The organism is Streptomyces pimonensis, assembly GCF_041380215.1.
In the GTDB taxonomy this organism is placed as follows: domain Bacteria; phylum Actinomycetota; class Actinomycetes; order Streptomycetales; family Streptomycetaceae; genus Streptomyces; species Streptomyces pimonensis.
Map to the genome: position 1 here is coordinate 188,668 of NZ_JAHWZY010000011.1, position 13,162 is coordinate 201,829.

General features: G+C 72.5%; 12 protein-coding genes. 4 read left to right on the plus strand and 8 right to left on the minus strand.

Going from position 1 to position 13,162, the window contains the following annotated elements:
- Window positions 1-21 precede the first annotated feature (21 nt).
- From KYY02_RS13880 to KYY02_RS13910, 7 genes are all read right to left on the minus strand, one after another.
- Window positions 22-1,221: a glycine C-acetyltransferase gene (locus KYY02_RS13880; RefSeq protein WP_371238224.1), complete on the minus strand. Its 1,200-nt coding sequence runs from the start codon at window positions 1,219-1,221 to the stop codon at window positions 22-24.
- Between the two features lie 177 nt (window positions 1,222-1,398).
- Entirely contained in the window at window positions 1,399-2,427 is a 1,029-nt protein-coding gene (gene tdh / locus KYY02_RS13885; protein ID WP_371238225.1) for an L-threonine 3-dehydrogenase, read from the minus strand.
- 184 nt (window positions 2,428-2,611) lie between these two features.
- Window positions 2,612-3,187 carry a GAF domain-containing protein gene (locus KYY02_RS13890; protein WP_371238226.1) on the minus strand — a complete coding sequence of 192 codons (576 nt, stop codon included), beginning with the start codon at window positions 3,185-3,187 and terminating at the stop codon, window positions 2,612-2,614.
- Between the two features lie 58 nt (window positions 3,188-3,245).
- Window positions 3,246-3,875, minus strand: a complete 630-nt coding sequence (locus KYY02_RS13895; RefSeq protein ID WP_371238227.1) for a GTP-binding protein — start codon at window positions 3,873-3,875, stop codon at window positions 3,246-3,248.
- On the minus strand, window positions 3,853-4,224 hold the full coding sequence (locus KYY02_RS13900; RefSeq protein ID WP_371238253.1) for a DUF742 domain-containing protein: 372 nt from the start codon (window positions 4,222-4,224) through the stop codon (window positions 3,853-3,855). The genes KYY02_RS13895 and KYY02_RS13900 overlap by 23 nt, the downstream gene beginning before the upstream one ends.
- Before the next feature lie 2 nt (window positions 4,225-4,226).
- Window positions 4,227-4,661: a roadblock/LC7 domain-containing protein gene (locus KYY02_RS13905; RefSeq protein ID WP_371238228.1), complete on the minus strand. Its 435-nt coding sequence runs from the start codon at window positions 4,659-4,661 to the stop codon at window positions 4,227-4,229.
- A gap of 56 nt (window positions 4,662-4,717) precedes the next feature.
- Entirely contained in the window at window positions 4,718-6,481 is a 1,764-nt protein-coding gene (locus KYY02_RS13910; protein WP_371238254.1) for a sensor histidine kinase, read from the minus strand.
- Window positions 6,482-7,552: 1,071 nt separating this feature from the next.
- On the opposite strand from KYY02_RS13910, the gene KYY02_RS13915 reads away from it, so the two are divergent.
- From KYY02_RS13915 to KYY02_RS13930, 4 genes are read left to right on the plus strand one after another with little or no spacing between them, the layout of a single operon-like run.
- Window positions 7,553-10,129: a sensor histidine kinase gene (locus KYY02_RS13915; RefSeq protein ID WP_371238229.1), complete on the plus strand. Its 2,577-nt coding sequence runs from the start codon at window positions 7,553-7,555 to the stop codon at window positions 10,127-10,129.
- A 13-nt stretch (window positions 10,130-10,142) separates the two neighbouring features.
- A complete protein-coding gene (locus KYY02_RS13920) occupies window positions 10,143-10,544 on the plus strand; it encodes a roadblock/LC7 domain-containing protein (RefSeq protein ID WP_371238230.1) in 402 nt (133 codons plus the stop codon).
- Complete coding sequence (locus tag KYY02_RS13925; protein ID WP_371238231.1) at window positions 10,541-10,909, plus strand: DUF742 domain-containing protein; 369 nt, start codon at window positions 10,541-10,543, stop codon at window positions 10,907-10,909. The genes KYY02_RS13920 and KYY02_RS13925 overlap by 4 nt, the downstream gene beginning before the upstream one ends.
- Before the next feature lie 26 nt (window positions 10,910-10,935).
- Window positions 10,936-11,511, plus strand: coding sequence for a GTP-binding protein (locus KYY02_RS13930; protein WP_371238232.1), 576 nt, complete (start codon window positions 10,936-10,938; stop codon window positions 11,509-11,511).
- Window positions 11,512-11,794: 283 nt separating this feature from the next.
- On the opposite strand, the gene KYY02_RS13935 is transcribed toward KYY02_RS13930, so the two are convergent.
- Complete coding sequence (locus KYY02_RS13935; protein WP_371238233.1) at window positions 11,795-13,159, minus strand: COG1361 family protein; 1,365 nt, start codon at window positions 13,157-13,159, stop codon at window positions 11,795-11,797.
- Window positions 13,160-13,162: the final 3 nt, after the last annotated feature.

A 13,162-nucleotide genomic window follows, 5' to 3' on the forward strand; every position in this document is an offset into this window, starting at 1 on the left:
AAATCGCTCGGTGTGCTCCGCTCAGGCGTCGAGCTCCGACCGGGCCGCCACGAAGGCGTCCACCGCGCGGTTCACATCGTCCGTGGAGTGCGCCGCCGACAACTGGACGCGGATGCGGGCCTGGCCCTGCGGGACCACCGGGTAGGAGAAGCCGATCACGTACACGCCGCGCTCCAGCAGCAGCTCCGCCATACGGCCGGCGCGGGCGGCGTCGCCGATCATCACCGGGGCGATGGCGTGGTCGCCGGGCAGGACGTCGAAGCCTTCCTCGGCCATCCGGCGGCGGAACAGGGCGGTGTTCCCGGCCAGCCGGACGCGCAGGCCGTCGGCCGACTCCAGCAGGTCGAGGACCTTCAGCGAGGCGGCGGCGATCACCGGGGCGAGCGTGTTGGAGAACAGGTACGGGCGGGAGCGCTGGCGCAGCAGCGCGACGATCTCCGCGCGGGCGGCGACATAGCCGCCGGAGGCGCCGCCGAGCGCCTTGCCCAGGGTGCCGGTGATGATGTCGACGCGGTCCATGACGCCGTGCAGCTCGGGGGTGCCGCGTCCGCCGGGGCCGACGAAGCCGACGGCGTGCGAGTCGTCGACCATGACCATGGCGCCGTGCCGGTCGGCGAGGTCGCAGATCTCGTCCAGCGGGGCGACGTAGCCGTCCATGGAGAAGACGCCGTCGGTGACGATCAGCGTGCGGCGCGCGCCGCCCTCTGCGGCCTCCTTGAGCTGCCGCTCCAGGTCGGCCATGTCGCGGTTGGCGTAGCGGAGGCGGCGGGCCTTGGAGAGCCGGATGCCGTCGATGATCGAGGCGTGGTTCAGCGCGTCGGAGATCACCGCGTCCTCGGGGCCGAGCAGCGTCTCGAAGACACCGCCGTTGGCGTCGAAACAGGAGGAGTAGAGGATCGTGTCCTCCTGGCCGAGGAACGCCGACAGCCGCGCCTCCAGTTCCTTGTGCACCTCCTGGGTGCCGCAGATGAAGCGCACGGACGCCATGCCGTAGCCCCAGCGGTCCAGGGCCTCGTGGGCGGCGGCGACCACCTCGGGGTGGTCGGCGAGGCCGAGGTAGTTGTTGGCGCAGAAGTTGAGGACCTCGCCGGGACGGCCGCCGGCGGTGACGTTCACGGTGGCGGACTGGGGGGTGCCGATGACGCGCTCGGGCTTGTGCAGTCCGGCGGCGCGGATCTCGTCGAGGGTGGCGCGCAGGTCGTCACGGACGGACTCGAACATCGAGGCTCCTAGGGTGCGTTGAGGGCGAGTGAGCCAAAGGGGCGCGTTTGTGTCGGGGCAGCCGGGGCGCCTCCCGCTCGAGCGGGGTCGAGACGGGGAGCGCGAGGGCCCGAAGGGTCGAGCACGGTCGCCGTCCCGACACGGACTTCCGCGCCCCGGCGGCGAACCGGACCGTGGTCAACCGGTCCAGTCGAGGATGACCTTGCCGCCCTTGCCACCGGCCGCGTCCTCGAAGGCGGCGTCGAAGTCGCGGTAGGAGTAGCGGCCGGTGATCACCGGGGCGAGGTCCAGGCCGCCCTCCAGCAGCACCGACATGGCGTACCAGGTCTCGAACATCTCGCGGCCGTAGATGCCCTTGATGGTGATCATCGAGGTGACGACGCGGGCCCAGTCGACGGGGAACTCCTCGGCCGGCAGGCCGAGCATCGCGATCCGGCCGCCGTGCGTCATGTTGGCGATCATGTCCCGTACGGCCTCGGGGCGGCCGGACATCTCCAGGCCGATGTCGAAGCCCTCGCGCAGGCCGAGGGCGCGCTGTCCGTCGGCGATGGTCTGCTCGGCCACGTTCAGCGCCAGGGTGGCGCCGATCTTGCGGGCGAGTTCCAGGCGCTCCTCGCTGACGTCGGTGATCACGACGCTGCGCGCACCGGCGTGCCGGGCCACGGCGGCGGCCATCAGGCCGATCGGTCCTGCGCCGGTGATGAGGACGTCCTCACCGACGAGCGGGAAGGAGAGCGCGGTGTGCACGGCGTTGCCGAACGGGTCGAAGATCGCGGCGACGTCGAGGTCGACGGGCACCCGGTGCACCCACACGTTGGTGGCGGGGAGCACGACGTACTCGGCGAAGGCGCCGTCGCGTCCGACGCCGAGGCCGACCGTGGCCCGGCACAGGTGACGGCGGCCGGCCAGGCAGTTGCGGCACTTGCCGCACACCAGGTGGCCCTCGCCGCTGACCCGCTCACCGGCCCTGACCTCGGTGACGTCCCGGCCGGTCTCCACGACCTCGCCGACGAACTCGTGCCCGAGGACCAGCGGGGTGCTGATCGTCTGCCGCGCCCAGCCGTCCCAGGACCGGATGTGCAGGTCGGTGCCGCAGATACCGGTGCGCAGCACCTTGATCAGCACGTCGCCGGGTCCGACGGCGGGCTCCGGGACGTCCGCGAGCCACAGACCGGGCTCCGCCTTCTCCTTGACCAGCGCCTTCAACGCTACGGCTCCTGAGGGTGAGTCCCGGCTCCCGGGCACGCCGAAGCGGCCCCGGTCCGGGAGGAGGAGTGAAATCGCACTGCAATCTGCCGTACAACACCCTCACCGGTCCATCGAGGTTTTCTTAAGCGCGGCCACAGCTTTCCTTCACGCCGTCACCCGTCCGGCCCCGTGCCGCGCGGAGTCACCGCGGCAGCCCGTCGTCCTCCCGGCGCTCCAGCCGTCCGACGAGATCCGCGGCCTGCGCCTTGATGGCGGCGAGCCCCGGCTGCCCCCAGGCACGTGGCCGGATGTCGGTGACCGACACGGTGCCGAGCACCATGCCGGTGCGGTCGATGAGCGGTGCGCCCAGGTAGGAGCGGATGCCGAACTCGTCCACCACCGGGTTGCCCGCGAACCGCGGGTAGTCGCTCAGGTCCTCCAGGACCAGCGCCTTGCGGCGGGCCACCACATGGGGGCAGAAGCCGTGGTCGCGGGGCAGCACCCGGCCCAGCAGGGCGCCGGCGCCGTCGCCCCGGACCACGGGCGCGACGGGCGGGGTGTGCAGGCCGGCGAAGAACTGTCCCTTCTCACCGGGCAGGTTGACCATGGCGTACGGCGCTCCGGTGAGATCGGCGAGACCGTACGCGAAGGCGTCGAGCGCGGGCTCGGGGCGCTCCCCCAGTCCCAGCCGGCGCAGTCTGCGGGCGCGCTCCGGCGCCTGGCCGTCCTCGGGGGTGAGCAGCAGACGACCTGCCGGACGGGGCGGGTCGTAGCTCATGGGCGGGCTCCCAGGTGGTGGGGGAAGGTCATGCAGGGGCTCCGAGGGTGCTCGGGGATCACATGTGGGCACCGTGCCCGGTCGCGGGGACCGGGGCGTGGGCGATGAGGTGACGGACCAGGATGAGCAGGGTCTGGACGCCGGAGCTGGAGATACGGGCGTCGCACCGGACCACGGGGACCTCCGCGGGGAGGTCGAGGGCGGCGCGCACCTCCCCGGGGTCGTAGCGGAAGGCGCCGTCGAACTCGTTGACGGCGACCACGAATCCGAGACCGCGTTGCTCGAAGAAGTCGATCGCCGCGAAGCACTCCTCCAGGCGCCGGGTGTCGGCGAGGACGACCGCGCCGAGCGCGCCCTCGCACAGTTCGTCCCACATGAACCAGAACCGTTTCTGGCCGGGAGTGCCGAACAGGTACAGCACGTGTTCCATGTCGAGGGTGATGCGGCCGAAGTCCATGGCCACGGTCGTCTCGACCTTGTTCTCGATGCCGTCGAGGTTGTCGGTGGCGGCGCCGACCGTGGTGAGGAGTTCCTCCGTACTGAGGGGCGCGATCTCGCTGACCGCGCCGACGAAGGTCGTCTTGCCCACGCCGAACCCGCCCGCCACCAGAATCTTGAGTGCGGTGGGGAACCGGTCGTCGCCGCGGTCCGCGCCGTCGACGTGGTCAGAGCTGTCGTCGTAGTCCATCGAGCACTGCCTCCAGAAGGGCCCGGTCCGTCGGGTTGTGGTGGAACGCGGGGGGCTTGTCGGTCAGCGCCCCGCATTCGACGAGGTCCGCCAGCAGCACCTTGGTGACGGCCACCGGCAGCCTGAGATGGGCGGCGACCTCGGCGACCGGGACGGGGGCGCGGCACAGGTCGAGGGCCTGCGCGTGCTCGGGGCCGAGGTGGCCGAGAGGGGTGGCGCCGGTGGCTCTGACCTGCGACATGAGGTCGAGGGCGACGGTGGGGCGGGTGCGGCCGTTGCTGATCGTGAAGGGACGCACCAGCCGTCCGGCCGCGTCGTCGAGCCAGGGCCCGTCACCGGCCGCCGTCACGCTCAAGGCCTCGTCGCCGGCGGTTCGACACCCTGCTGGCGGGGAGCGGTCACCAGGTACGGCCGTACGGACTTGACCAGCATCGCCATCTCGTAGCCGAGCACCGCCGCGTCGGCCTCGCGGCCGGCCATGACGGCGAGGCAGGTGCCGGAGCCGGCGGTGGTGACGAACAACAGGGTCGAGTCGAGCTCGACGACGACCTGCCGGACGTCACCGCCGTCGCCGAAGCGGATACCGGCGCTGCGGCCGAGGGAGTACAGGCCGGAGGCCAGGGCGGCCATGTGGTCGGCGGCGTCCGGGTCGAGGCCGTGCACGGACTTCACCAGCCCGTCGCAGGACAGCAGTACGGCGCTGTTGGTGTGCGGTACGCGCTGCACGAGGCCGCTCATCAGCCAGTCGAGGTCGGATACCTGGACGGTCGGTGCATCGCTCGCCATGGTGGATCGACTCCTTGGGGTACGAAGGTCTGCGGGAGCGTCGGGGGTGGTGCCGGTCATCCTGTGGGGGCGCTCCCGTCGTGCCGGGCGGGGTGGCCGGTGGGGGGTGCGGGCGCGGCGGGGGGTTCCTGCCGGGACTCCGCGAGGCCGACGCCGCGTTGGAAGGCGGCCATCAGGCCGGGGTCGTGCCCGGCGGCGTGCTCGGTGTCCTGGCGGGGCGCGGGACCCTCGCGGAGCTGCGGGACGATGTGCTCCTGGGCGCGGCGGCGGGGCAGCCGGGGTCTGTCCACGGCGCCACGCGGGGCGAGGGGCGGGGTCCCGTGGTCCGCGAGGACGTTCCGGTCGCCGTGATGGACGCCGGGTACGGCCTCGGCGGGGGTGGGACGCACCTCGTGGGCGCCGTGCAGCGGCCGGGCGGGCGCGCCACCGGGCGGGGACGGGTCCGGGGCGTGGGGGCGGAGCGGTGGGGGCGCGAGGGCGAGGGATGCGACGGGCGCGGGCGGCGTGTCCACGGGAACCGGTACGGCGGGCATGTGACGGCTCGTCGGGGCGGCACCGGTGCCGTGACCGTACGGCTGCGGTGCCGCGCCGGGCGCGCCGACGCCGGCCCCGGGCTCGGCGCCGAGCAGTGCCTGCGGCACCACGAGCACGGCCTGGACCCCGCCGTAGATGTTGTTCCGGAGCCGGACCTGGATGCCGTGCCGCTTGGCGAGCTGGGAGACCACGAGCAGGCCGATCCGGCCGTCGGCCAGCAGGCTGGCGACATGTACCTGGTCGGGGTCGGTGAGCAGCGCGTTCATCCGGTCCTGTTCACCGGCGGGCATGCCGAGTCCGCGGTCCTCGACCTCGACGGCGAGCCCGGAGGTGACGAGGTCGGTCCGCAGCAGCACCTGAGTGTGCGGGGCGGAGAACACCGTGGCGTTCTCGACGAGTTCGGCGAGCAGGTGGATGACGTCGGCGACGGCGTGCCCGCGCAGGGTGCCGTCGATCGGCGGCACGAGCTTGACCCGTGAGTACTGCTCGACCTCGGCGATCGCCGAGCGCAGCACCTCGGTCATGGGGACCGGGTTGCTCCACTGACGCCGGGAGACGGCCCCGCCGAGCACGGCGAGGTTCTCGGCGTGGCGGCGGATGCGGGTGGCGAGGTGGTCGACGTGGAAGAGCCCCTTGAGCAGGTCGGGGTCCTCCATCTCGTTCTCCAGCTCGTCGAGGAGGGAGATCTCGCGGTGCACCAGGGACTGCAGGCGTCGGGCGAGGTTGACGAACACCTCGAGCTTCTGTTCGCTGCCGGCCTGGATGGAGAGCTGGGACGCCTGCACGACGGCGTGCACGGCCCCGTCGTGCGCGCGGGCGAGATCGGCGGCGAGCAGGTCGAAGTCGCCGTCGGGGTCGTCGGTCCGTTCGCCCCGCCGCCCGCCCGGGGGCGGGGCGTCGCCGCGGCGCAGTGCCTCGACGAGGACGCGCAGGTCGGCCTCGCGCCGGGCGGTGCTCCGGCGCAGCGCGCCGATGCGGTCGTGTACGGACCGGGCGGCTCGGTCGGCGGCCACGGCGGCGATGAGGACGCCGGCGCACGTCACCGAGGTGGCGCCGCCGAGGACGGCCCACAGGGCGAGGCTCGGCCGGACCCCGGTGGAGCGGACGGTGAAGAGCACGGCCGCACAGGCGCTGAGGGCCACCGCCACGGGAGGGAGCACGGCGAGGCGCAGCAGTTGGCGCCGTATCGGCACCTCGGGCAGCGCGGGAGCGGTCCGCGAGGGCGGCCGGCCGTGCCGCCCGCCCTCGCGGCGGTCCGCCCGGGCGGCCGGACCGGACCGGAGGATCCGGGCGCCGGCGGGATGCGCGTCGGCGCGGTCCGGCTCAGGGGCCGTGGCCGTGGCGCCGACGGCGCTCCGCACGCCGCCCGGGCCCGGGCGCCGGGGCCCCTCGCCCCGTCCGCTCCCTCGTCCGCCTTGTGGCTGCACGTACCGGTCCCCGCTCCCTGATCCGACTGTTGGACGCGGCCCCTCGACGCAGAAGCGCCCTACGGCATGAGGTGCCGCGGTACCACCCGACCGGCACTCACCGTAGTCACCACCGCATCACGTGTGGTGGGCAGTTGACAAACTCCTGCGGACAGCATCGCGCTCTGGTATGAGGCTTCGTACGACAGGCCGACAACCCGCTCGAGCAAGGGATCAGGAGCGAGAAGCAATCAATCAGCGCTGGTCATGAACGGTCACCTCGACCTCACGAGGAGCAGGGCGACCCAGCCCCCTCGACACGCCTTCGGCCGCCCGAAGCCGGCGCCCCGGGAACGCCGGGCCGACCCCGGAGCACCTCGACCAACACCCCAGAGCATCACTCACCGTAATGAGCGGACCGGGCCGAAGCGGGCGCCCCACCCCTGCGGCGTTCGGGCCGTGAGCACCGACGGCCCGCACGACGGGACCGGAGCGGCCTCGGTCCACCGGCGTCAGAACGTTGCGCCGGGACCGGCCGACGCCGTCGGCGCCGGTGAGCACCGGCATCCGATCGCCGACGAGGAGGGCGGCCCCGACGGTGATCACCGGCCACCGCCACCTGGGCGGCCGTGTCCGCGCACCGCTCGCGGCCGAGCCCCGCCCCGCCGCGAGGGCGTCCGACACTCCCGTGCCACGCAGGGCGGGACGCGCGACAGTGGACTCTCCCGCGTTAACGAAAATGTCGGACTTTATTAAATAACAGGTCGTCAGACCCGCTCTATCATGATCAAGACGCGGAGATTTCGTCATGGCCACGAGCTTCCCTCCACTCGGCCTGCACATGAGCCACGCATTCTGTTCCTCTCGTGGAGGAGGTGCTCTCCGCGTCCCGGAAGTACCTCATCCGTTCGCGGGCAGCCGCGCGCCACCGTGCTACTCGACAGGGCATCAATGAAACGTCAGGGCTGGTCCATCCGCCGCAAGTTCACGGCGCTTCTCCTGCTTCCACTGGTGTCACTGGCCGCACTGTGCGGCTACGCCGCCCACCTGGCTCTCGGCAACGCGCTGACCCTCTCGCGCGTCGACACCATCGGCAATCACCTCGCCGCTCCCCTCGGCCGGACCGTGGTGGCCCTCCAGAGCGAACGGCGCGACGCGGTCGTGGCGGCCACCGCACCGGACGTCGACCCCGCGTCGCTGGCCGCCGGGCGTGCGGCCAGCGACGCGGCGATAGCGGAGTTCCTGAAGGAGGCGCACGACGACGAGGTCCGCAGCGCGGAGAGCGACTCGGTACGTGAGGGCGTCGACCGCGCCGAGAAGTCCCTCGCCGCCCTGAGCGACATCCGGCGCGGAACCGACGCGGGCACCAGCTCGCCGGACCAGGTCATGGCCGCCTACACCGGCATCAACGACGACATCGCCGAGGCGCTGCGCACCATGACGATCCTCCCCGACCAGGACGCCCAGGAGTTCGGCCAGGCCCTCTACACCCAGGTGCCCGCAGGCGACCTCCTCTCCCGGGAGGACGCGCTGATCTCGGCCGCCGCCGCCACCCCCGGCCGCCGGCTGAGCGCCCCCGCCTACCGCACCCTCGTCCAGACCATCGGCGCCCGACGGTTGCTGAGCGCCGAGGTGCTCGCCCGGCTTCCCGCCGCCCAGCGCAAGCCGTTCCTGGAACTCGCCGCCCCCGGCGGGGCCATGACCGAGGTCACCGCCCTGGAGGACAGCCTCATCGACGCGGGCCCGACCGCCCGCGCGCTCCCCTTCTCCATCGCACAGTGGCGCGCCGCCTACGACACGGCGGCCAAGGTGAACAGCACGACCGCCCTCGACTACATCCACCTGGTCTTCACCCGCACCGGCCCCCCGGCTCACCGCGCCTTCGTCGAACTCATCGTCGCGGGAACGCTCAGCCTCGCCTCGCTGATCACCTCCGTCGTGATGTCGATCCGCATGGCGCGCTCCCTCGTCGGCGACATCAACCGTCTCAACACCTCCTCACGCAACCTCACCGACGACAAACTCCGTGACGTCGTGGGTCGACTGCGCCGCGGCGAGACGGTGGACGTCCGCACCAGCATGAAGAGCCCCGTCTTCGTCAACCGGGAGATGGCGGAACTCGGGGCCGCCTTCGACGCGCTGCAGCGCACCGCCGTGGAACTCGCTCAGGAGGACGTCCGCCTGCACCAGGGCATCAACCAGCTCTTCGTCAATCTCGCCCGTCGCAGCCAGGTCCTCATCCACCGGCAGCTCAGTCTGCTCGACGTGATGGAACGTCATGAGGAGGACGCCAACACCCTGGACCGGCTCTTCGAACTCGACCAGCTCGCCACCCGCATGCGGCGCTACGCCGAAGGCCTGCTGATCGTCTCCGGTTCCGCGCCGGGCCGGTTCTGGCGCCGGGCGGTCCCCGCGGTGGACGTCGTCCGCGGCGGCATCGCGGAGACCGAACAGTACGCGCGGGTCGTCGTACTGCCCGTGCCGACGGTGGGCATCCAGGGCCGTGCCGCCGCCGACGTCATCCACCTGCTCGCCGAACTCATCGAGAACGCGGAGGTGTTCTCGCCCTCCGACAGCGAGGTCCGGGTCAGTGTGGGCAAGGCGGCCAGCGGCCTGGTCATCGAGGTCGACGACCGCGGCCTCGGCATGCCGCCGGAGGAACTGGAGGCGGCCAACCGGCGCCTCGGCGCACCGCTGGACGTCACCGCCCTGGACAGCACCCGCCTCGGTCTGGTCACCGTGGGCCGTCTGGCCCAGCGCCACGGCATCGAGGTGACCCTGCGCCGCTCGCCCTACGGCGGCGTCAACGCGGTGGTCCTCATCCCGGACGACCTGCTGGAGTGGGCCCAGTCTCCGTCGCAGACCCCGGCTCCGCCGATCCCCGAGGCCCTGGCCCCGGCACACGCAGGCCCACCGGCACCGGCACACGCAGGCCCACCGGCACCGGCTCACACAGCTCCGGCCCCGGCACACGCAGGCCCACCGGCACCGGCTCACACAGCTCCGGCCCCGGCACACGCAGGCCCACCGGCACCGGCTCACACAGCTCCGGCCCCGGTGGCGGAACCGGCACGCCCTCACCCGGCACCCGCACCGGTGCCGGCACCGGCACCGGGCGGCATGATCGACGGCCTCCCGGTCCGCGTCCCCCAGACGAACCTCTCGGACCAGGCCACCTCGAGCGGCGATGCCGGCGGTCGCGGACAGCTCATGAACTGGGGCCGCACCGACTACGAACGGCGCGTCGGCCCGCCGGCGCCGGCGCCGGCGGGAACTGCGGCGCGCGGCCCCGCCCCCCAGCCCCGTCCGGGCGAACGGCTCCGCCACCCCGCGGCCGAACGCCCCGACCAGGTCCGTTCGATGATGTCCGCCCTCCAGGCGGGCGCGGCCCGCGCCCGGGTCGAGCAGTACGCGGCCCCCGGCGACCCGGCCGGCCGGCCGCGCGGCGACGCGCTCGGCCACGACGCGCACGCCGCCTTCCCGGCCCACACCCCCACCCCCACCCCCACTTCCAGAAAGCGTGGTTGACAACGTGGCTGACATGAACCAGGTCGGCCCGTCCGAGACGGGCTCCCCTCTCGACTGGCTGCTGAGCGACATGGTGCGCAACGTGCCGGAGATCGGCCACGCCGTCCTGCTGTCCACGGACGGGCTGCTGCTCGGCGCCTCCGAGGCACTCGACCGCGACCAGGCCGAACGGCTCTCCGCGGTCGCCTCCGGGTTCCACAGCCTCGCCAAGGGCGCCGGGCGCCACTTCGGCGGCGGCGCGGTGCTGCAGACCATGGTGGAGATGGAGGGAGGCTTCCTGTTCGTGTGCGCGGCGGGCGACAACTCCTGCCTGACGGCGCTGACCCGCCAGGGCGCGGACATCGGCGTCGTCGCCTACGAGATGGCCATGCTGGTCAAGCGCCTCGGCTTCCACATGTCGGTCGAGTCACGATGACCAACGCGCAATGGGTGGACGAGGCGGCCGGCCCGGTCGTCCGCCCGTACGCCATGGTGCGGGGACGGACCCGCAACGAGGGTTACTTCTTCGACCTGGTGGCCTTCGTGGTCGCGACGGTCGACACCCTCCAGTACGAGGTGGAGATGCAGCCCGAACACCGGGCGATCCTCGCCCTCTGCCGCAGCCCGCGCCCGGTGGGCGAGGTGGCGGCGCGCATGAACCTGCCGGTGGGAGTCGTACGCGTGCTGCTCGGGGACCTCTTCAACGCCCGGGCCATCCGGGTGCGGCAGCCCGCCGACCCGGCGGCGCGGCCCAGCGTCCGGATGATCAGAGAAGTACTCGAAGGGCTGCGCGCACTGTGAGCACGAAACGGAAAGGCAAGTCCGCCATGCCACGAACAGAGCTGCCGGACGCCGCGAAGATCCTGGTGGCAGGGGGCTTCGGGGTGGGGAAGAGCACCTTGGTCTCCACGGTCAGCGAGATCATCCCCTTCCACACGGAGGAGACGCTGACACGGTCCGGCATCGACGTGGACGACCTGTCGGGTGTCGAGCGGAAGGGCACGACCACGGTGGCCCTGGACTTCGGCCGGATCACCATCCACAACCGTCTCGCGCTCTTCCTGTTCGGCACCCCCGGCCAGGACCGCTTCTGGTTCATGTGGGAGGAACTGGCCGCCGGTGCGCTCTGCGCGATCGTCCTGGCCGACACCCGGCGGCTGACCGACTGCTTCCCGGCCGTCGACTACTTCGAGCGCAGCGGCCTGCCGTTCGTGGTCGCCGTCAACTGCTTCGAGGGCGCCCGCCGGTACCCGGCGGAGACGGTACGCCAGGCACTGGCGCTGGGCCCGCACGTACCGGTCCTGCTCTGCGACGCCCGGCTGCGCACCTCGGTCAAGGAGACGCTGATCCAGGCGGTCGAGCACGTTCTGACGGTGGAGACCCAGCGCGAGGCGGTGCTGTAGGTCCTGCCCCACGTGTCACGGGCGCGGACGTCGCTGGTGGCCCCGGCGGCTCCCATGCCGTCGGGGCCACCAGCGCCCGCCGACCCGGACGGCTCACCCGGCTGCGGGAACTTCACCGCCCTCTGCCGCCTCCGCCGGCGAGCGGTGCTCCTCATCATCGCGCCACGACCCCTGCACCGGCGGGTCGATGTCCGGCCGCGTGCCGAGCGGCACCCACCGCTCTGTGGAGCGCGGGTCCGGAGCGCGGCCGCCCGGGCGGCCGCGCTCCGGACCCGCGGGACGGTCAGTTGACGGCCAGGACCGCCGTGTTGTTCGTCAGATCCGGGTCGAAGTCGAAGGGGTGCTCGCCGAACTCGCCGAACGGGGGGTGGATGCTCACGGCGCCGGTCGCGCCGGGCACCACGGTGTCGACGCGCACGGAGAACGCGAACGTGCGCCGGGTGTCCTCCAGCACCCAGTACCGCAGATCGCAGTCGTAGCGCGGGGCGCCCGTCCGCTTCGGGTGGTAGCCGCCGTCGAGGGTGCGCGGGAAGCAGCCGGACGGCACACCGGTGACCTCAGTTCCCTCGGGCACGACCAACCGGACCTCGGCGACGGGGTCGCCGGAGCCGAGGTTGCCGAACCAGGCCGGTCCGTTGTTCCTGAACGTGAGCTCGGCCGTGGCCGTCTCGCCGGCCGCGGCGGAGACGGCGTCACCGGTCACGGAGAAGTCCGCGGTGTTCTCCGCGCCGATCTGGAGGACCGCGTAGTCGTTCTGGTAGTCGATGTCCTGGGCGCCGTCGCCCGGCTCGACGTCGATGTCGAGCCGCTCGTTCAGTGCGTGCGGGGCGAGTCGCACCGTCAGCGGCTCGGGCAGCTCGAAGGAGTCGCCCGGTGCCAGCACCTGGTCGAACGTGCAGATCGCCCTGGTCGACGGTGCGTAGTCGTCGCCGTCCGTCGTGGTCTGGGTGCAGGCGTCGTACCGGGTCAGATCCGTCAGGCCGTACGAGGCGTCCAGCTTGACGGTGAACCCGTTCGCGCTCTCGTTGCCGTTGTTGGTGACCCTGAACGGGATCGTCCGCTCATCGCCGGGCAGACCGTCCTCGATGTCGGCTACGGGGTCGATGGCGAGGTCGGGTCCGGTGCCGACGGTGAGCGTGGTGTCGAAGCTCTCGTGCGGCGCGGTGAGCGTCCCGTCGGGGCCTCCGGTGGCCGTCGCCTCGTAGGTGATTCTGCCCTGGGCACCGACTTCGGCTCCGTCGGCCGCGTGCACCGTCAGGAACACCTGGTCCTCGTAGCCGCCCCCGATCACGGGGACCACGGGGATGTCGCACACCGCGCCGGCGCCGCCCGGCGTGCAGTTGTCGGGCCAGGTCACCTCGGCGACCCCGGCGAGACCGGAGACGTCGATGGTGAGTCTGCCGTCGGTCACCGTGAAGTTGTCGTTGTCGTGGTAGACGCCGACACCGAGGGTGCGGGACTGCGGCCGACCGCCGTCGGTACCGATCGGCAGCGTCTGCTCGTAGGGCGGGTTGATCCACAACTGGTCGGTCTGCGGCGGGGCGTCGGCGGCGAACGCGGGCGCGGCGAGGCCGGCCGCCAGCAGACCGGCCACCGCCGCGGCGGCGGATCCGAGACGTACCGGGCGTCCAGCGGATAACAGGCTCATTGC

Coding starts and splice junctions, on each gene's coding strand:
- KYY02_RS13905 (WP_371238228.1), bottom strand. CDS start 4,661: ATGGCGAGCGATGCACCGACCGTCCAGGTATCCGACCTCGACTGGCTG.
- KYY02_RS13895 (WP_371238227.1), bottom strand. CDS start 3,875: ATGGACTACGACGACAGCTCTGACCACGTCGACGGCGCGGACCGCGGC.
- KYY02_RS13880 (WP_371238224.1), bottom strand. CDS start 1,221: ATGTTCGAGTCCGTCCGTGACGACCTGCGCGCCACCCTCGACGAGATC.
- KYY02_RS13925 (WP_371238231.1), top strand. CDS start 10,541: ATGACCAACGCGCAATGGGTGGACGAGGCGGCCGGCCCGGTCGTCCGC.
- KYY02_RS13890 (WP_371238226.1), bottom strand. CDS start 3,187: ATGAGCTACGACCCGCCCCGTCCGGCAGGTCGTCTGCTGCTCACCCCC.
- KYY02_RS13915 (WP_371238229.1), top strand. CDS start 7,553: ATGAAACGTCAGGGCTGGTCCATCCGCCGCAAGTTCACGGCGCTTCTC.
- KYY02_RS13920 (WP_371238230.1), top strand. CDS start 10,143: ATGAACCAGGTCGGCCCGTCCGAGACGGGCTCCCCTCTCGACTGGCTG.
- KYY02_RS13930 (WP_371238232.1), top strand. CDS start 10,936: ATGCCACGAACAGAGCTGCCGGACGCCGCGAAGATCCTGGTGGCAGGG.
- KYY02_RS13935 (WP_371238233.1), bottom strand. CDS start 13,159: ATGAGCCTGTTATCCGCTGGACGCCCGGTACGTCTCGGATCCGCCGCC.